At 49.3% G+C, this 16,803-nt stretch carries 17 protein-coding genes and 1 tRNA gene; 8 read left to right on the top strand and 10 right to left on the bottom strand.

What is annotated here, in order from left to right; genetic code table 11:
- Positions 1 to 4: 4 nt before the first annotated feature.
- Positions 5 to 292, top strand: a complete 288-nt coding sequence (locus ACW44H_RS08550; protein ID WP_457508449.1) for a hypothetical protein — start codon at positions 5 to 7, stop codon at positions 290 to 292.
- 24 nt (positions 293 to 316) lie between these two features.
- Positions 317 to 1,645: an ATP-dependent DNA ligase gene (locus tag ACW44H_RS08545; protein ID WP_457508447.1), complete on the top strand. Its 1,329-nt coding sequence runs from the start codon at positions 317 to 319 to the stop codon at positions 1,643 to 1,645.
- 42 nt (positions 1,646 to 1,687) lie between these two features.
- On the opposite strand, the gene ACW44H_RS08540 is transcribed toward ACW44H_RS08545, so the two are convergent.
- The 7 genes from ACW44H_RS08540 to ACW44H_RS08510 all read right to left on the bottom strand — a co-directional run bounded on the left by ACW44H_RS08540 (position 1,688) and on the right by ACW44H_RS08510 (position 6,750).
- A complete protein-coding gene (locus ACW44H_RS08540; RefSeq protein ID WP_457508445.1) occupies positions 1,688 to 2,263 on the bottom strand; it encodes a hypothetical protein in 576 nt (191 codons plus the stop codon).
- A 281-nt stretch (positions 2,264 to 2,544) separates the two neighbouring features.
- Positions 2,545 to 3,897: a tyrosine-type recombinase/integrase gene (locus ACW44H_RS08535; protein ID WP_457508443.1), complete on the bottom strand. Its 1,353-nt coding sequence runs from the start codon at positions 3,895 to 3,897 to the stop codon at positions 2,545 to 2,547.
- Positions 3,898 to 4,118: 221 nt separating this feature from the next.
- Positions 4,119 to 4,195 (bottom strand) — tRNA-Pro (locus tag ACW44H_RS08530).
- A 136-nt stretch (positions 4,196 to 4,331) separates the two neighbouring features.
- Positions 4,332 to 5,147: an inositol monophosphatase family protein gene (locus ACW44H_RS08525; protein ID WP_457508441.1), complete on the bottom strand. Its 816-nt coding sequence runs from the start codon at positions 5,145 to 5,147 to the stop codon at positions 4,332 to 4,334.
- A gap of 94 nt (positions 5,148 to 5,241) precedes the next feature.
- Positions 5,242 to 5,670, bottom strand: a complete 429-nt coding sequence (locus ACW44H_RS08520; RefSeq protein WP_457508439.1) for an anti-virulence regulator CigR family protein — start codon at positions 5,668 to 5,670, stop codon at positions 5,242 to 5,244.
- Between the two features lie 76 nt (positions 5,671 to 5,746).
- A complete protein-coding gene (locus tag ACW44H_RS08515) occupies positions 5,747 to 6,202 on the bottom strand; it encodes a pilin (RefSeq protein WP_457508437.1) in 456 nt (151 codons plus the stop codon).
- A gap of 68 nt (positions 6,203 to 6,270) precedes the next feature.
- Positions 6,271 to 6,750 (bottom strand): pilin, encoded by a 480-nt coding sequence (locus tag ACW44H_RS08510; RefSeq protein WP_457508435.1) that lies wholly within the window; start codon positions 6,748 to 6,750, stop codon positions 6,271 to 6,273.
- A 238-nt stretch (positions 6,751 to 6,988) separates the two neighbouring features.
- Between ACW44H_RS08510 and pilB the strand changes: the two genes are divergently transcribed.
- The 6 genes from pilB to ACW44H_RS08480 all read left to right on the top strand — a co-directional run bounded on the left by pilB (position 6,989) and on the right by ACW44H_RS08480 (position 12,737).
- On the top strand, positions 6,989 to 8,743 hold the full coding sequence (gene pilB, locus ACW44H_RS08505; RefSeq protein WP_457508433.1) for a type IV-A pilus assembly ATPase PilB: 1,755 nt from the start codon (positions 6,989 to 6,991) through the stop codon (positions 8,741 to 8,743).
- A gap of 3 nt (positions 8,744 to 8,746) precedes the next feature.
- Positions 8,747 to 9,979: a type II secretion system F family protein gene (locus ACW44H_RS08500; RefSeq protein WP_457508431.1), complete on the top strand. Its 1,233-nt coding sequence runs from the start codon at positions 8,747 to 8,749 to the stop codon at positions 9,977 to 9,979.
- Positions 9,980 to 10,012: 33 nt separating this feature from the next.
- Positions 10,013 to 10,858, top strand: a complete 846-nt coding sequence (locus ACW44H_RS08495; protein ID WP_457508429.1) for a prepilin peptidase — start codon at positions 10,013 to 10,015, stop codon at positions 10,856 to 10,858.
- A 68-nt stretch (positions 10,859 to 10,926) separates the two neighbouring features.
- On the top strand, positions 10,927 to 11,529 hold the full coding sequence (coaE, locus tag ACW44H_RS08490; protein ID WP_457508427.1) for a dephospho-CoA kinase: 603 nt from the start codon (positions 10,927 to 10,929) through the stop codon (positions 11,527 to 11,529).
- A gap of 32 nt (positions 11,530 to 11,561) precedes the next feature.
- Complete coding sequence (gene yacG, locus ACW44H_RS08485) at positions 11,562 to 11,795, top strand: DNA gyrase inhibitor YacG (protein ID WP_113267938.1); 234 nt, start codon at positions 11,562 to 11,564, stop codon at positions 11,793 to 11,795.
- Positions 11,796 to 11,861: 66 nt separating this feature from the next.
- Positions 11,862 to 12,737 carry a DNA replication terminus site-binding protein gene (locus ACW44H_RS08480; RefSeq protein ID WP_113267939.1) on the top strand — a complete coding sequence of 292 codons (876 nt, stop codon included), beginning with the start codon at positions 11,862 to 11,864 and terminating at the stop codon, positions 12,735 to 12,737.
- A 30-nt stretch (positions 12,738 to 12,767) separates the two neighbouring features.
- Here ACW44H_RS08480 and ACW44H_RS08475 read toward each other — a convergent pair whose 3' ends face one another.
- The 3 genes from ACW44H_RS08475 to rpsA all read right to left on the bottom strand — a co-directional run bounded on the left by ACW44H_RS08475 (position 12,768) and on the right by rpsA (position 16,728).
- Positions 12,768 to 13,109 carry a hypothetical protein gene (locus ACW44H_RS08475; RefSeq protein WP_113267940.1) on the bottom strand — a complete coding sequence of 114 codons (342 nt, stop codon included), beginning with the start codon at positions 13,107 to 13,109 and terminating at the stop codon, positions 12,768 to 12,770.
- Positions 13,110 to 14,367: 1,258 nt separating this feature from the next.
- Positions 14,368 to 14,742, bottom strand: coding sequence for a histone-like nucleoid-structuring protein, MvaT/MvaU family (locus ACW44H_RS08470; RefSeq protein WP_447044023.1), 375 nt, complete (start codon positions 14,740 to 14,742; stop codon positions 14,368 to 14,370).
- Between the two features lie 306 nt (positions 14,743 to 15,048).
- Positions 15,049 to 16,728 carry a 30S ribosomal protein S1 gene (gene rpsA, locus ACW44H_RS08465; RefSeq protein ID WP_113267942.1) on the bottom strand — a complete coding sequence of 560 codons (1,680 nt, stop codon included), beginning with the start codon at positions 16,726 to 16,728 and terminating at the stop codon, positions 15,049 to 15,051.
- Positions 16,729 to 16,803: the final 75 nt, after the last annotated feature.

The following is a 16,803-nucleotide window of genomic DNA, read 5'->3' as shown; positions in this document are numbered from 1 at the left end:
ACCGATGTTCCCGCTGTTTGCACTCAGCTTTGTCTATGGGCTTTTCGCCTTCAACCATATCAACGTCGATAACCCAAATGACGTCAGTCTGGCGGTGATTTACTACACGTTTATCACACTGAGCCTCCCCTACTTCATTTGGTCGGTCTTCCGCAAGCACCCAGGGGGAATGCCCCTACGCTATCGGATGAATACTGTTTGTTTACTGGGGGCGATGCTCGCCATTAGCTTTCCAGTCATCATAAAGACGACATCAGCGATGCTGTCGGTAATGCTCTCTTCTATTATCTAAAACAGTAAGTAATAGGTGACTTATATGAACGCACCCGTCCAAATTGCAATGACCCCCGCTCAGCGCGTTTACCGCCTTATTGTGGCAGCGAAGCCTGCAAACCTAGCGACACGTAAAGACTTAATCCGGCGCAACCTCTGTGACGATGCTGGAACCGTTTGTGAAGCTGCCAAGGAGATCATGCACTGCCTCTATTCGCCGCTGCGCGTGTTCAATGTAAAGCCGAAGAAAGGCTGGGTTGTCGGCACTGATGAGCCTACCCAAAGCTGGGACGAAGCCTTCGAACTACTGCTCAAGCTGGAGTCTCGGGAGATCACTGGTAATGCCGCCAAACAGGCCGCAGAAGACATGGCAGCGTCATTGCCTACTTGGGCCGCTGATCTGTTCCTGCGTTGCCTGAACAAGCGCCCTGACGCTGGAATGGGGGCCACCATCATCAACAAGGAACTCAAACACTACATACCCAAGTTTGACTGTTCCCTGGCTGAGCCAGTGGACTTCGCTCGCTGTGAGTGGCCGATGATCATTCAGCCGAAACTTGATGGCGTGCGAACCCTTGCACACGTTGAGTTGGCAACCAACAAGGTGACGTATTACAGCCGAGCGGGGCTTCTTTTTACGTCCAATGGTCACTTGGACGAGAGCATATTGGCATTTGCCAAAACGCTATGTCACGACCTGCTTGAACACAGCGGTATCTTCTTAGATGGCGAAGTTTTCGGTAAAGACTTTAAAGAGACCATTAGTGCAGCTCGCAAAAAGGACGCCGCAACAAGTAATACCGACTTCCATATTTACGATTACATTCCCGCGAAAGCGTTCTTTGATGGCGACTTCCCGGTTAATCAAGCTATTCGAACACGAACGCTATTACATACCCACACTGCTCATATTAAACAGCACCCAGATAGTCGCATTAAGTTGGTGCCGACGGTTGTGGTGTATGATGAAAACTCGGCTAAAAATGAATTCGCCTCTTATCAAGAAGAAGGCTTCGAGGGCGCAGTATTAAAGAACCCTAAAGCCTCTTATTCATTCCGCCGCAGTTATAACTGGATGAAAATGAAGTCAGAGGAAAGTGCTGACCTGAAGATCGTCGGTTATGAGGAAGGGACAGGCAAATACGAGGGGCAAATGGGCGCACTGATCGTCGACTTCAATGGGGTTGAGGTCAACGTAGGGTCTGGTCTTACCGACGCTCTACGACGCTCCATGTGGGAGGACAAGGAGACTAGCTTGATCGGCCGACTGGTCGAGGTGGAGTATATGGAAGTAACCCCGGACGGCTCGCTGCGTCATCCTCGGTTCGTTTGCTTCCGTGACTTGCCGGAAAGCCCAGGGATAAAGATTTAACAGCTATAACGAAAGGAGCCGCATAAGCGGCTCTTTTTATTTCTATAGGGTTGAAAACATCGCCTGCCGGAAGGGGTCAATATTGGTATAAATGAGAAGTGCGATTGACCAATACAGCGTGACATTCAAAATGGAGGTTACGTTTCTTTTATTTTTGAATGCCAGCATCACGCATAGATGAATGACGACAACAAAAAAGGCGGAATTCGTCAAACTGCTGATCAGGACGGTATCAAAGTCACCCATTTCCCAGATGCGCTCAACATGCTCCCACTTAAACTCCCCTAAGATCACCTCTACAGTATTTCTAATAGATGATGCGCATAAAACAAACAAAGCAACTAACGCAGCAACAGCCCTTGACCGCACGCCGTTACTAGCAATTGAGCGATAGAGTGCAAAAAGGGTGAAGCCTAAATACACGACCAACATGCCCAAAAAGCTCAGTGTCGATAAAAGCATAGGCAGCCCTGAAGACGCGGATGCTTGCAATAAAAAACCCATCACACACAAAACAGCTAAAATCGCGGGCAGTTTATAAGCCAGTTGCTTGAAACCCCCATCGGCCACTTTCTCTTCATGATCTACCGTTTCATTCCCACTGACTGAATTTTCCACCACGCTTCCCTTATTAATTTTTAGACACCACTATTATTGAGCGTAAGGTGCTCATGATTGCCAACATGCAATTGATCAAAGAGCGCTTTGCCCCTCACCGCCAGGAGAGTTTCTATTAAAGCCAAGTGTAAGACAAGGAAAATAAAAGGCCACAATGTAAGTAAGCACTTGCTTACTAATAAAGCGCCGACTATTATAGGCAAAGCAACAGTAGGCGCAGTCGCGTGTTGTGATTTGGGAGACAGAGGCACTAGGACAGTGCCTCTATTTTTTTGCCTGCGTTATTGAGGGTTAAACAGACGCTCTGCTCTCTTCAGGGTCTCCGCAAGGTGGCTTTGTGTCAAATGGCTGTAATGGGACATGGTGGTCTGAATGTCCGAGTGGCCCATTAATTTACTGACCATTTGCACGTCCGATCCTGCCATAAGGTGCTGAGACGCGAAATTGTGCCTAAGCGTATAAAGATCAAGCGACTCGTCTAAGCCCCCGAACTCTTTAACCTTTTTCCACGCCTTACGCATAGCGCTTTCCGATAACCGACGTCGTTGGTCGCGGTGCCTCGGGGAGCAAAATACCCACCCTTCAGTCGGCTTGCCCTCTTGCTCCCACCACACTCTGATCATTTCCTGGCAGGGCGTTACTAATGGGAAATACATTTTGCCCTTACCGTGATGTGCGATCTTTTCGATCACTTTGCCCACCTGACTGAAGTCGGCGTTTAAATGTTCCCATCGCAAACCCAACACGTCGCCATTTCGAAACCCGGTGTAATAAATAAACAGGATAATGGGAACGACATGGTCGACATAAGTAACTTCATCCCAATTGGGCAAATGTCTATTTGACTTTTTAAGCCGTGAACGCCGACGCATATCTTTCATGCTTTCGGTATAGCCGTCTAAGCCACGGAAAAGACCCACAACCTCCTGTTCGCTTAACGCCCTTCTTTCGCCGAGTTCAAAATCATTGCGCATTAAATCGTCGGCAACTGACTTAGGCCGCTTTAACGAAACACCGCTGATTGGATTGGTTTTGATCACTTCCATTTCTACGGCGTAATTTAAAGTGCCCTGTAGCACTGCGTAATCACGTTTGAAGGTGTGGAAGCTGACACTTTTCTCGGCTTTATCCTGAGCCTCATATACATGCACCTTGGTCAGCTCGTTCATATCCATCGACAGGAAATTTGCGAACCGTCGCTTAAGCCGACTCACGTCCTGATCGCCCCGCTTGTTGCGGCTCATGTGAGCTTCATAGTGGGTATCGATAAACGTGCCAAGGATGCTGGCTTTTTTAAGCGCCTTTTGTTTACGCTTGGCGGTCTCTTCCTGCCGCTGGCGTTCTATCTCGAACTTGGGCTCAATGCCATTGGACAGACGCTCTACCCACTTTACCGCTGTCTTCCGGGCCATATCCGCGCTGAGCGTTGGCCACACGCCTATTTTGATCACCGGCCTGCGATTGGCGATGACCTTTGAGCGGTAGCGAAAATTAAGGGTGGCGGTGCCATCGACATTAAAGCGCGCAAAGAAGCCCTTAATCTCGGTATCGTAGAGACGATCGATCTGGCTGCGTTTAGCGTTGGTTAGCGAGGTGGTGGTAATTTTTTTGGTAAGCGACGTAAGACTACCCATTGCACTCTTCCCCGGACAGAGCAGTTATATTGGCCATGGGTAAATAATGCTACGTTTTTCACGCGCACACAAAAAACCAGCCCGTTTGAGGCTGGTTTAGTGTCTGAATTTCAAAATCAGGGCACCCCGTGGAGGTGTTGATTTTGGATTCAATAGGGATTCACGAGTGGATCATCAGAGCTTTTTTCGAACTTCCAATTCCCGTAAGTCCTTGAATTCCTTGGTCGGAGCGACAGGATTCGAACCTGCGACCTTTGCAACCCCATTGCAACGCGCTACCAAGCTGCGCCACGCTCCGCTGTCTTTCTTGGCCGCTACATCTTTGCCTCAAGACGGTGCGTATACTAGCGGTTTCTTGCTTAAATGAAAAGCCCCTATAGCGCTTTCTTATCAAGTATTTGTCGCCCTTCCTTTTAAATGGAAAATGCTTGTTGCTAGTGTTGATCAGCGTCGAGCAACAGATAAGCCATGGCGTCATAGACGCTAGGGGCTGCGACTAACAAATGCTCTGGGTAGAGATCTTCTGGCACCGATTGGGGGGCTTCATACAAGTGTCCAACGCGCGCACCGGCTTCTCGGGCAATGACCCAACCCGCGACAAAATCCCAGGGTGAGACGCTTTCGTAGTACGCATCCAAACGGCCACAGGCAACATCGCACAGATCAAGCGCCGCAGCACCGTTACGGCGAATATCCTGACACTCAATAAGCACAGCCTCTAAACGCTTTAAAAGATGCTTCCGCCCTTCTTTTCGATAGGGAAAACCGGTGCCTACCAGGGTGTGCGCCAACGAATCCGCGTTGCTGGGATGGATAGGCTGACCATTGCAAAAAGCGCCAGTGCCTTCAGCAGCGCTGAAGGTTTCGCCTAAAAATGGCGCATGGACAACCCCCACTTTTGCCACGCCTGCTTCCATCCAGCCAATGGAGACCGCGACATGGCGTAAACCTTGGGCGAAATTAACCGTTCCATCAATAGGGTCTACTACCCATAGCCTTGGGGCTTCCACCTGCAAGGCACTTTCAGGAGCCAGTTCCTCGCTTAGCCGCGCCTCACCAGGGAAGTGTTCTTCCAAACGTTGACGAATAAGCTCATCCACGGCCACATCGACATCGGTAACCAATTCATTATCTTTTTTTAAGCGCTTGGCAAAGTCTTGCTGTTCCCGCGCTTTGATAATCATCTGCCCCGCTTCTTCGGCGATGGAAATAGCCCGTTCAAGACGTGCGGCTAATGTGTAATCGCTCATTGAATCTCCCTTTAGAACGCGATGATGCCAAGAGCTTCTACCATAAGCCGCCGAGCGGTAATTTTCGAGTCATGTCGACTTCCAGTCACGGCCGTTAGCGCAATACGTCTACCAGTACATCCACCACAATGCGCGTAGCAGCTTCGATTAACACTACATCAGCACCGACACGCTCCCACTCGTAGCCTGGGTAGCGGGGCAATTGTGATGCTAACTGGGCGTCAAACCGCTTGGCGATGCCCGGAGGCAAAGGCTTACCACGCTCTAAATTGCGCTGAATACCCGGCGGCAATGCTTCAGCTCGCGGTGCGTCATGCTGGCGCAATAGTTGGCGAAGCTCACGCTCATTGATGCGTGGTAAATCGACCCGCTCATCGCGAGAATGACCAGCTTGGTTAGATTCGTGTTGCTGGCCTTTGTCACGGGCGCCATGGGCCTGGGCATGGTCAGGCTGAGCGAAGGCAGCATTATTAAGTAGCAGTACGCCAAATGCACTCAGAGCAACTAGCTTGATAGGATTCACTGTAAGCTCCTCACTTTGGTTCAGAACTCACAGTGTAAAGAGCAAATGCGTAGGGATTAAGGAAGGAAGAAGGAGTTTACGAGCGACAGCTGCCAGGCAAGTATTTTGGGTCAATAGGCTGCTGTTGAGCAGGCATACATTCCCATGTAATGGAACCTTCGTTTGCTCTTACTTCAATGCGAAAACGGTTGTTACGAATTGCTTGAGAGACCGGCGCAGCGTTTTTCATTCGAATACCAATATCGACACCACGCCCACCATCAGTAGTGTAATAGTCAATAGAATCGATGTATTGGGTTTGGCTGACTAGCTCAGACTGGTTGAGGAGATTGCCAGAGCCAAAGCTACCTTCCATGGCGTAGCGCTCGCCGAGTTCGCTTTTAACACCGCTAAGCACGTTCAAAGCCTCAGAAACCTGAGCCCGAGCAGTGTAGTTTTGGTATTGGGGTACCGCAATGGCAGCCAGAACACCGATAATTGCAACGACAATCATTAGCTCTATCAGAGTAAAACCCTTCTGAAACTTCGGCATTTCATTTACTCCGCACAGAACATATAAAAAAGGGCTAATAAAGCCCTCAACTATTAATTTTCAGTTTTTTAATCATCATCTCGGCAACCGGCGGGCAACCAATTTGCTTGAGCATCATCGCTATCATTACCCCAAGAACACGTCCAGCCATTACCCGGGTTGCGGGAAGGCTCACCCTCTCCCTCGGCAGCATCGCTGTTAGGAGCAATAATCATGATGGCTCCGTTAAGAGCGCTATCATTGTTGAAAGTTACTTGCAATTCTTCACTTTCATAACTAACACCCGACACATAGCGACCTGTAATATCATCATCATCGATTGTAGAAGGCATTCCACCTGTAAGAGAGTATTGCTCAGCTATATCAGCCCGCAGACCGCCAGTAATTGTCAGTCCTTCACTCGCCTGAGCTCGGGCGGTGTAATTCTGATACTGGGGCACGGCTAGAGAAGCTAGCACACCAATAATCGCGACGACGATCATCAGTTCAATCAGCGTAAAACCGCTTTGCTTCGTATTACGAGTGATAGGCTGGGCAGAGTCCTGCATGAAGGCATCTCCTGGGAAAAGGCAAGCCTTTGTAAGGGAATGAATCCCTTAAAAAGAATTAGAATTAATAGACGCTACATTAGCTTGCACGATCTATTTTTACAACACGCGTTCTTAATCCTATCGGCCCAGCTTCGCACTACTTTAGCTGCTTTTAATAACCAGTCATTTAGTGCCTGTAAACGCTAATGTGTGGTACAAGTAGTTCGCCTATGCTGATGTAAAACAGGTTTTTTTGATGAGCCAGCCCCCTTTTGAGTCAACCTTAAGCCACGCAGCTTCTCGCGGTGGACTGCGCGGCATTGCGCAGCGCTTGGTTAAGCACGGGTTATTGACTGATGCCCAGGCCTCAACAGCGGGCACAACGGCGTCGGATTTGGAAATATCGTTACTTCAGCATGTGATTGAAAGCGGCTTGGTCGACCCTATTCAAGCCACCTTGGCGGCAGGCTGGGAGTACGGGCTTCCGGTCGTTGATTTAGAAGCGTTACGCCTGAACACTCTGCCGCCCGCCTCTGACTACCCCATTAAAGTGTTGCAGAACCTTAACGTATTGCCATTAGCACGCCACGGCCATCGCCTCACGGTAGCAGTGCCCTACCCCGCGACACTGACTCAACTGGATGAGCTACAGTTTGCCACTGGGCTTAGTGTTGAAGGCGTCCTCGCGCCCGTGGACCAAATTACCGTTGCACTGAATAACTACCTTGCTCAAAACGAACGCGGCATGCTGGATGAGCTAGACGATATTGATGATGCTGTCAGCTCGCTCAATATCGTTAACAACAATGATAACGAAGTACCGCTAGAAGAGTCCTCTCAAAACAGTGAGGACGCGCCTATCGTTAAATTTGTGAATAAAATCCTGCTAGATGCCATCCGTCGTGGCGCGTCCGATATTCATTTTGAGCCTTACGAAACACTCTACCGGGTGCGTTTTCGTGTTGATGGCATGCTAATTGAAGTCGCACGTCCCCCCTTTGCCATGCGCAGCCGCATCGCGGCGCGCCTAAAAATCATGGCGCGCCTCGATATTTCTGAACGTCGTTTACCTCAGGACGGGGCGATCAAACTTAAACTTTCACGCATACGCTCACTCGATTTTCGTGTTAACTCACTTCCCACGGTGTATGGCGAAAAAATAGTGCTACGTATTTTAGACCCTACCGCTGCGCAGTTAGGGATTGAACAATTGGGTTTTACCGATGAGCAGCGTGGCCACTATGAGCAAGCATTAAAACAGCCCCAGGGTATGATTCTGGTAACCGGGCCGACCGGTAGCGGTAAAACCGTTTCGCTGTATACCGGCATTAACATCCTGAATAAAGTTGAACGAAATATTTGTACAGCCGAAGACCCGGTTGAAATCAAAGTAGCCGGCATCAACCAGGTAAACGTATTGCCCAAAATAGGGCTAGATTTTGCCAGTGCCTTGCGTGCGTTTCTTCGCCAAGACCCTGACGTCGTGATGGTGGGCGAGATTCGCGACCTTGAAACGGCAGAAATTGCAGTTAAGGCTGCGCAAACGGGTCACTTGGTGCTCTCTACCGTGCACACCAACTCAGCGGCTGAAACGCTCACTCGCTTGGCTAACATGGGCGTGTCCTCATTCAACATTGCTAGCGCCGTTAGTTTGATTATCGCCCAACGTCTCGCTCGTAAACTTTGCATGCATTGTAAAGAGCCTATTGATATTCCTCACGAAGCACTGCGCAAAGAGGGTTTCAGCAGTGAGGAAATTCACCAAGCCACTATTTACAAGCCAGTTGGCTGTAAACACTGTACCCATGGCTACAAAGGCCGTATTGGCATTTATGAAGTCGTACCTATTACGGAAGCAATGCGTCAATTGATCATGCGTGATGCTAATGCGTTAGATATCGACCATCAGACGCGTAAAGAGGGTTATCCCAGCCTTCACCGCAGCGGCTTGTTAAAAGTCATGCAAGGTATTACCAGCCTAGAAGAGATTAACCGAGTGAGTAAGGAGTAAGGCATGGCGAAAACAGCACGTAGACGCCAATCGCCTCCCATCAAGTTAGCCCGCTGGAAATGGAGTGGTAAAGGCCCGCAGGATAGGCCGCTAAGCGGTGAGATGATTGGTCGGAGCAAAACTGAAGTAGCCGCTGAGCTTACGAAACAAAATATCGTTATCCGCCGTATAAACAAAAAAGGCAACCTGGGCGGTAACGGTCGTATTAATCCCAACGACGTTATGGTTTTTGCGCGCCAAATGGCCACCATGATTCGAGCGGGCATCCCCTTGCTGCAGGCGTTGCAGGTAGTTGCCGAGAGTCTTAAAAAACCAGCGATGGTCGCGCTTGTCCAGCATATGATGAGCGATGTGTCATCTGGCGCTAGCTTTTCCGATGCATTACGCCGCCACCCTAAGCATTTTGATCGTCTGTTCGTTAATTTAGTCGACGCTGGCGAACAATCAGGTGCGTTGGATCAGATGCTGGACCGGATTGCGACTTACAAAGAGAAGGTAGAGTCGCTTAAAGCGCGGGTAAAGAAAGCGCTTTGGTATCCGTGTGCCGTTATGACGATTGGCATCGCCGTTACCATGCTGCTGTTAATTAAAGTGGTGCCTGAATTTGAAAATATGTTTCAAAGTTTTGGTGCGGAGCTTCCTGCATTAACCCAAATGACCGTGAGTTTGTCCGAGTTTGCCCAGCGTTATTGGCTAATCGCGCTTGGTACCGTGATTGCCGCCGTACTCCTGCTCAAAATAAGTATGCAGCGTTCACCCAACATCGCCTATCGTATGCACGCCTTATTGCTGCGCTTACCGGTGATTGGCGATATTATGCACAAATCTGCTATTGCTCGGTTCTCACGTACATTAGCAACTACCTTTGCCTCCGGCGTGCCGCTAGTCGAAGGCTTAGACACTGCCGCCGGCGCCACGGGCAATAAAGTGTACGAACGTGCGGTGGTGCAAACACGCCAGGATGTTGCGACTGGGCAGCAATTACACTTCGCTATGCGGATGACCAACCGCTTCCCTCCATTGGCGATCCAGATGGTCAGCATTGGTGAAGAGGCGGGCTCGTTGGATGCTATGCTGAACCGTGTCGCTGATTACTATGAAGAAGAAGTGGATAATAAAGTCGATGCGCTCACGTCGCTGATGGAACCCATCATCATTGTGGTACTGGGCGTATTAGTCGGCGGTGTTGTCGTCTCCATGTATTTACCTATCTTTGACTTGGGCGCTGCCCTCTAAGTTTTCTAACGCATTAAATTCCCAAGGAGCTACATGCATCACCCTCCGCTCATCGCGTGGCTAATCATTTTTTTAATCGGGTTGTGCCTAGGCAGTTTTCTCAACGTGGTAATTACACGCTTGCCTGTGATGCTAATGCGTCGCTGGCGCCACGAGGCACGCGCAGCGCTTGAGCTAGGTGACGAACACGCTCCACGCTTTAACTTGGCAACCCCTGGCTCCATGTGCCCGCGCTGTGAAACGCCTATCGCATGGCACGACAACCTACCGCTTATTGGCTGGATAAAGCGCCGCGGTCACTGTGCTGCCTGCCAAAAAACCATTAGCATTCAATATCCATTAGTAGAGATGGCGGCTGGACTACTTGCCTTGGTTGTTCTGGCGCTCCATGGACTTACCCCTGAGTCATTGTTCATTTACGGTGCTTGCTTGACGCTGTTAGCGCTCGCCGTTATCGATTTTCGTACCCAGCTATTGCCTGATGTTCTTACCCTTCCGCTGTTGTGGGCAGGCTTACTTTTTCAGCTTTTCTTCCAGCCATTCATGCTGTCCGATGCGGTGATTGGCGTCATGGTGGGTTATCTTTCGTTATGGAGTTTTTATTGGTTATTCAAACTGATCACTGGCAAAGAGGGCATGGGCTTTGGGGACTTTAAACTGCTGGCAGCGCTGGGAGCTTGGCTAGGGTGGAGCTTTTTACCGTTAGTGTTGGTACTTTCCGCTGGGCTTGGAACAATTGTTGGCCTGATGGCCCAAGCCTGCTCACCCCGCTTACGCGGCGCACCGTTTCCCTTTGGCCCTTTTCTCGCTCTCGCTGGTTGGATAGCGTTATTAGTCGGTGACGAGCTAATGGCGTTGTACCTCAGCCTACTTATTTAAAATTTAACCATTGATAACCTAGCTATTATTAAGCTAACGGCAGATAACTTAGCTATGTGGGGCAGCAGATGATTATCGGATTAACCGGCGGCATAGGCTCGGGTAAATCGACGGTGGCTCGCGCCTTTGAAACACTCGGTGTCGCCTGGGTTGATGCCGACGATGTCTCCAGAGAGATTGTCTTACCTGGGGAACCCGCGCTAATAGCCATCAAAAAGCGCTTCGGTGACCAGATCATTCATCTGGATGGTACGCTTAATCGCGCGGCCTTACGCGACATTGTATTTAAGCATCCCGAACACCGGCAGTGGTTAGAATCACTAACACATCCCAAAATAAGAGAGCGGCTATTGCAGCATTTGGAGCGACTTAAAACTCAAGGGGCGCCCTATGTATTGCTAGTGTCACCCCTATTATTTGAGTCGGGGCAAGATGCACTGGTTAGCCGCAGCCTAGTGGTGGATGTGCCGCAAGCGGTACAATTATCGAGAACCTTACAGCGTGATGGAGTGAGTGAAAGCCAAGTGCATGCTATTCTCGCCGCCCAACTTTCTCGTGAACAACGGCTGGCAAAGGCAGATGACGTGATAGATAACAGCGGTGACCATGCCAGCATGCTGAAACAAGTGGTTCGGCTTGATGAACGTTATCGCCAGCTGCTTAACGACTAAGATATCGCGCTTGACAACCTATTGGAGTTTTTATGACTCGCCCTGCAAACGATTCCCCACTTGAAGTTAATTGCCCGCAGTGTGCTAAGCAAGTGCCTTGGTTGCCCGAAAGTACTTACCGCCCTTTCTGCAGTAAGCGCTGCCAACTGTTAGATTTGGGCGCGTGGGCCGATGAGTCACACCGTATCTCAGGCGAATCCGCGATGGATGAAGCCGATATAGACACGCTTCTGGCGCAAGCTGACAAGGATGCGCCTCTCTCTTAGTGCGCAGCTCTCTTAGTAAGCCATATAGCTGACTTCCCAAACCCGTAACCGATCAGGGCGGAGACAATGTCTGACCAACCATCGCCTTCGGCCTATCGTCTGCTGCTTCAGTTGGAGCAGCAATTTGACTATTTACTTGAAACAATTGAGGCCGCCGTCTCGCTATACGAACAGCAGCAACCGCCTACGTGGGTTTTTCATCAAACGACACCCACTACCCATTGGCTGCGGGAAGCACTGTTCGATATGTGGCATGAGCAAGATCAAGATGGGCGTGAAACGCGCAATTACATCGCGATAGTGGCTGCCAACGAGGAACTGCTGACGGCGATAGACGCTATCAACCAAGCTAAAGCCAACTTTAGCGAACTATTGCAGGATATTAAAAAGAGCTTCCCAGGGGCACTCAGCGATGCAAAAAGCCGTCTGCCCAAGCGCCACCCCCATGTCGATGAGGTGCTACGTCGTAATGGGCTAGCGCGCCTGCACCTTAAACAGAGCTGGCGGCAATTACCTATCGCGCAGGCGCCAGTCTCACGTGTTCGCTTCGCCTGGTATAGCAGTGGTCGTTCAATTAAGCGGTTAACCGTGCAAGAAGCCGAACGTAAGCTTATTCAACTTGATACTGATGCGCCGCATATCCGGATTCAACTGCGTAAATTAGCCAGTATTCCCAGCGGTGAAATCCTGGCCCAAGTGCAAACCCAGGCTCCGCTTATGCGGGCAAATCTATTTTTTACCGAGCCGCTCGCCGATGGACATACGAGACGGGCGCTGAATGCTGCCATGCCAATTTTCGTGCCCGCCAATGGTCAACGGCTACCTCATATTAACCTGCCTGCTTTGCAGCCACCGACCACTCGCACAAGAGCGCGACGGCGCGATGAAAAGTTAGAACATGAAGTGTTCCTGCCGAGCCTCCGTGTTTACCGTTACCGCTAGCACGTATAGCCATCAGTAAATTCAAAGGCGCTAACTACCAGGCACTATATCCTGCTGCCATAGACCATAACCAAGTAACGTTTCAACCAATTCGGCCAGATCGTAATGGCCCACATCATATTCACTCAACAAAGCTTCAAAGCGCTGTTTGAAAATACGCTCCTGCTCTTGTTGCTGTTCCTTATGTTGAGTTTCTACGTCTTCTTTTTCCAATGCCGCAAGCGAGCGTACCGGCGGACCTGTCGGTATATCAAAATCGCTATTCGGATCATCTAATTGACGTAAAGCCTGCGCAAAGGCGTCATCCAACTCACGAAACTTCCGCAGCTTCTCACGCTCATCTACTGGCTTTTGAACCTTTTGATATTTCATCGATGTTTCATTTACACCTTGCTTTAAATGGTCGAAATGACTGCTAACGTAGCGTTTTTACCCACAAAAAATTGCGCACAAACGCGTATAAAATCAGAAAATTTACTTTACCACTCAGTTGCCTGCATAAAGTCCGAACGCTTCTCTCTATTCAGGCAAGCTACTCAGGCAAGTCACCAACAATAAAGCGCTTAGCAGAGTCACGACAGGTGGGATAATGACGACCTGTACGAATCACTCACGAAGGCCAGATAAAGTTTAAAGCGATGACTCAAGCTAAGTTCTGGCTGAGAAAAACAATTAATAAGCCGCTAGGAATCGAAAGCCTTGCTATCCACGAAGACTTTGCTGCCCATGAAAACCCTGCTACCCACATAGGATATTGACTTCTCAACTTCGACGCTAGTCTGCCAAAGCTTTCCTATCTCACCAAATGCCTATCTTAAAGGGCTCCGTGAAGGGCTTAGTGAAGAAAGCGATTTAGAACGCGCGGCGAAGGCGACTAGCGTCCTCCCCTCAATATAGCTCAAATTGCGATACCTTGCGGAAAGCCCCTAACAGCTCTTCTTTTTTTAAGGCGTTTCGGCGTTACTATCACTTAAAGCCCCGCAATTTTCGGCGAACGAGGAGACCGCCTTCTATCACTTGTTGGCTCTTTGTGGTTTTAACAATAGTACGACATGCGTATTGGAAAACCCAGCATCCGACAAACAGGCCTAAAAGGCTTCAATAAAGCGTCAGAACGTATCAAAACGTTAGGGTATGTCAGGATATCACAACAAGCAATAACCGTGTTATAGGCGCTACTACGCCTATCTAAGACCATCATCGCACTGCCTGACATATTTTCAGCAAGCAAATGTGCTTGTTAACTATTCCTGGGATTCTTGTCGTACCGCCAATGTCCTTTCACCCGAACATACAGACAAATACAAAAAGCATTACTTTGCCAGCTCCTCATCGACATGGCTACATGCCAACCTATGACGATGCAAGCATGCGGTTGGCGATTTAGCTGATCTTTATGGGGATCTGAAGCCTACCAACTAAACTACTATGCAATTTAAATCACTATGCAGATAGGGTAGCTGTCATGTTAGCGGCCATCTCAATCGCCGTTATGGCGAACAAACCGATTAGAGCTTCGTAACCCACACCAGCAGGCATTTATCAGTGGTAATGTCTTTGATAATTAGCTGAGCATAGGGTGAACAATAAAAAACGGCATTTCTGAATAGAAATGCCGGTCATTAATTACTTAGTCTTCCATGCGCACCAGCCATGATTCAACGGCCTCATCGCCATGCTCGTCTTTCCAGCTGCGTAGACCTTTATGGTTGCCGCCGCGGGTTTCGATTACTTCCCCTGTTTTAGGGTTTTTGTAAATCTTAAGACGACGCTTACGGCGAGCATTACCACTTGCTGTCGTTTTAGCACTGCGCTGGTCAGCTGCAGGGTCTAATAAAGCAATGACGTCGCTAGGACGCTTGCCGAACTCAGTCATAAGCGCTTCAAGCTTGGCCTTAAATTCTAACTCGCTTTTTAGGCGCTGGTCGCCTTCTAAACGCTGAAGGTCTTCTTGAAGCTGCTTTAGCTGCTGCTCTTTTTGAATATATTCGTTAAGTAATGACATTGGGGTTCCTTTAGTAACGTATCCAACTGAACGGGGTCCAACTGGTTTAGGTGCATACTTGGCACCCACTAGTTCAGAATGCTGTGACATTATTCCTGTAAAAAGGCTAACTGACAATAGTCTAGTTGATATTTACTCAATTACTAATCGTTTTAAAAACACAATTGTTATTTAAAGTGTTTCGAACCGAATAAAATATGCACTCTATGGGAACTATCTATACGGCTATTACAGGCACTCTACTATACAAACAAAAGCGCCGCCCATAAGGGCGGCGCTTTTTACAAACCAATAACTAATAAGGTATTAGTCTTGGCCCATCTGCTGCTTGATCAGATCACCGATGGTGGTCGGACCACCTGCTGTTTCCGGCTCTTGCTCACGCATCTTCTTCAGGTTCTGACGCGTATCATCTTGATCTTTCGCTTTTACCGACAGGTTAATCTGACGGCTCTTGCGATCAACACTGACAATACGAGCTTCTACACTGTCGCCTTCATTCAGTACGTTGCGCGCGTCTTCTACGCGGTCAGCACTGATTTCGGAAGCTTTCAGCACAGCAACAACGTCAGTCGCCAATTCAACTTGCGCTTCTTTAGCATCAACTTCAATGACGCGACCCGTTACGATGCTGCCCTTATCGTTAACTGACAGGTACTCAGCAACGGGGTCAGAATCCATCTGTTTGATACCCAGCGAGATGCGCTCGCGCTCTGGATCAATAGACAGGATAACGGCTTCAGCTTCGTCACCTTTCTTAAAGTTGCGTACGGCTTCTTCGCCAGTATCAGACCAAGAAATGTCAGACAGGTGAACCAGACCGTCAATACCACCTTCAAGGCCGATAAAGATACCGAAGTCAGTAATCGACTTGATGGTGCCTGAAACGCGGTCGCCCTTGTTGTAATCAGTGTTGAAGGTTTCCCATGGGTTAGCAGTGCACTGCTTGATACCCAGAGAAATACGACGACGTTCTTCGTCGATATCCAACACCATGACGTCAACATCATCGCCCACTTGAACGACTTTAGACGGATGGATGTTCTTGTTAGTCCAGTCCATTTCAGACACGTGAACCAAACCTTCAACACCCTCTTCCAGCTCGGCAAAGCAACCGTAGTCAGTCAGATTTGTGACGACAGCGTGTACTTTCATGCCTTCCGGATAACGCTCTTTAATGTTGACCCACGGATCTTCGCCCAATTGCTTCAGACCCAGTGAAACGCGATTACGCTCACGGTCAAACTTCAGAACCTTGACGTTGATCTCGTCGCCAACAGCAACGATTTCAGACGGATGCTTAATACGCTTCCACGCCATGTCTGTGATGTGCAGCAGGCCGTCAACACCACCCAGGTCTACGAAAGCGCCGTAGTCTGTCAGGTTCTTAACAATACCCTTGATTTGCTGACCTTCTTGCAGAGTGGCCAACAGCGCTTCGCGCTCTGCACTGTTTTCTGCTTCCAGAACCGCACGACGTGATACCACAACGTTGTTGCGCTTCGGATCGAGCTTGATGACTTTAAAGTCCAGCTCTTTGTTTTCCAGGTGTGCAGTATCGCGAACGGGACGAACGTCAACCAAGGAGCCTGGCAGGAAGGCGCGGATAGAGTCAACTTCAACCGTGAAGCCACCTTTAACCTTACCGTTAATAACGCCCTTGATGATTTCGTCTTTCTCGAAGGCTGCTTCCAGAATCTTCCAAGCTTCTGCGCGCTTGGCTTTTTCACGGGACAGACGCGTCTCACCAAAGCCATCTTCAACGGCTTCAAGTGCAACGTGCACATCGTCACCGATAGCGATGTTCAGATTACCGTGCTCATCGCGGAATTGTGACGCAGGGATCTGACCTTCAGATTTCAGACCAGCGTTGACAGTAACCCAGTCACCGTCAATGTCGACAACCTGGGCCGCGACGATAGCGCCTGGCTCCATGTTGATGTCGTTAAGAGACTGTTCAAACAGCTCAGCAAAGCTTTCGCTCATGGTGTTCCTACGTAATTACGTTGTTGAGGCATAAATGCCTTCTCCGCACCACCAGCAAGTGCGGGCCTAATGTCA

This window comes from Vreelandella sulfidaeris Esulfide1 (assembly GCF_054072535.1).
The sequence above is the reverse complement of the archived record's forward strand: the minus strand, read 5'-3'. Positions and strand labels throughout refer to the sequence as shown.

Coding starts and splice junctions, on each gene's coding strand:
- ACW44H_RS08550 (WP_457508449.1), top strand. CDS start 5: ATGTTCCCGCTGTTTGCACTCAGCTTTGTCTATGGGCTTTTCGCCTTC.
- ACW44H_RS08545 (WP_457508447.1), top strand. CDS start 317: ATGAACGCACCCGTCCAAATTGCAATGACCCCCGCTCAGCGCGTTTAC.
- ACW44H_RS08535 (WP_457508443.1), bottom strand. CDS start 3,897: ATGGGTAGTCTTACGTCGCTTACCAAAAAAATTACCACCACCTCGCTA.
- ACW44H_RS08525 (WP_457508441.1), bottom strand. CDS start 5,147: ATGAGCGATTACACATTAGCCGCACGTCTTGAACGGGCTATTTCCATC.
- ACW44H_RS08515 (WP_457508437.1), bottom strand. CDS start 6,202: ATGCCGAAGTTTCAGAAGGGTTTTACTCTGATAGAGCTAATGATTGTC.
- ACW44H_RS08510 (WP_457508435.1), bottom strand. CDS start 6,750: ATGCAGGACTCTGCCCAGCCTATCACTCGTAATACGAAGCAAAGCGGT.
- pilB (WP_457508433.1), top strand. CDS start 6,989: ATGAGCCAGCCCCCTTTTGAGTCAACCTTAAGCCACGCAGCTTCTCGC.
- ACW44H_RS08500 (WP_457508431.1), top strand. CDS start 8,747: ATGGCGAAAACAGCACGTAGACGCCAATCGCCTCCCATCAAGTTAGCC.
- ACW44H_RS08495 (WP_457508429.1), top strand. CDS start 10,013: ATGCATCACCCTCCGCTCATCGCGTGGCTAATCATTTTTTTAATCGGG.
- coaE (WP_457508427.1), top strand. CDS start 10,927: ATGATTATCGGATTAACCGGCGGCATAGGCTCGGGTAAATCGACGGTG.
- yacG (WP_113267938.1), top strand. CDS start 11,562: ATGACTCGCCCTGCAAACGATTCCCCACTTGAAGTTAATTGCCCGCAG.
- ACW44H_RS08480 (WP_113267939.1), top strand. CDS start 11,862: ATGTCTGACCAACCATCGCCTTCGGCCTATCGTCTGCTGCTTCAGTTG.
- ACW44H_RS08475 (WP_113267940.1), bottom strand. CDS start 13,109: ATGAAATATCAAAAGGTTCAAAAGCCAGTAGATGAGCGTGAGAAGCTG.
- ACW44H_RS08470 (WP_447044023.1), bottom strand. CDS start 14,742: ATGTCATTACTTAACGAATATATTCAAAAAGAGCAGCAGCTAAAGCAG.
- rpsA (WP_113267942.1), bottom strand. CDS start 16,728: ATGAGCGAAAGCTTTGCTGAGCTGTTTGAACAGTCTCTTAACGACATC.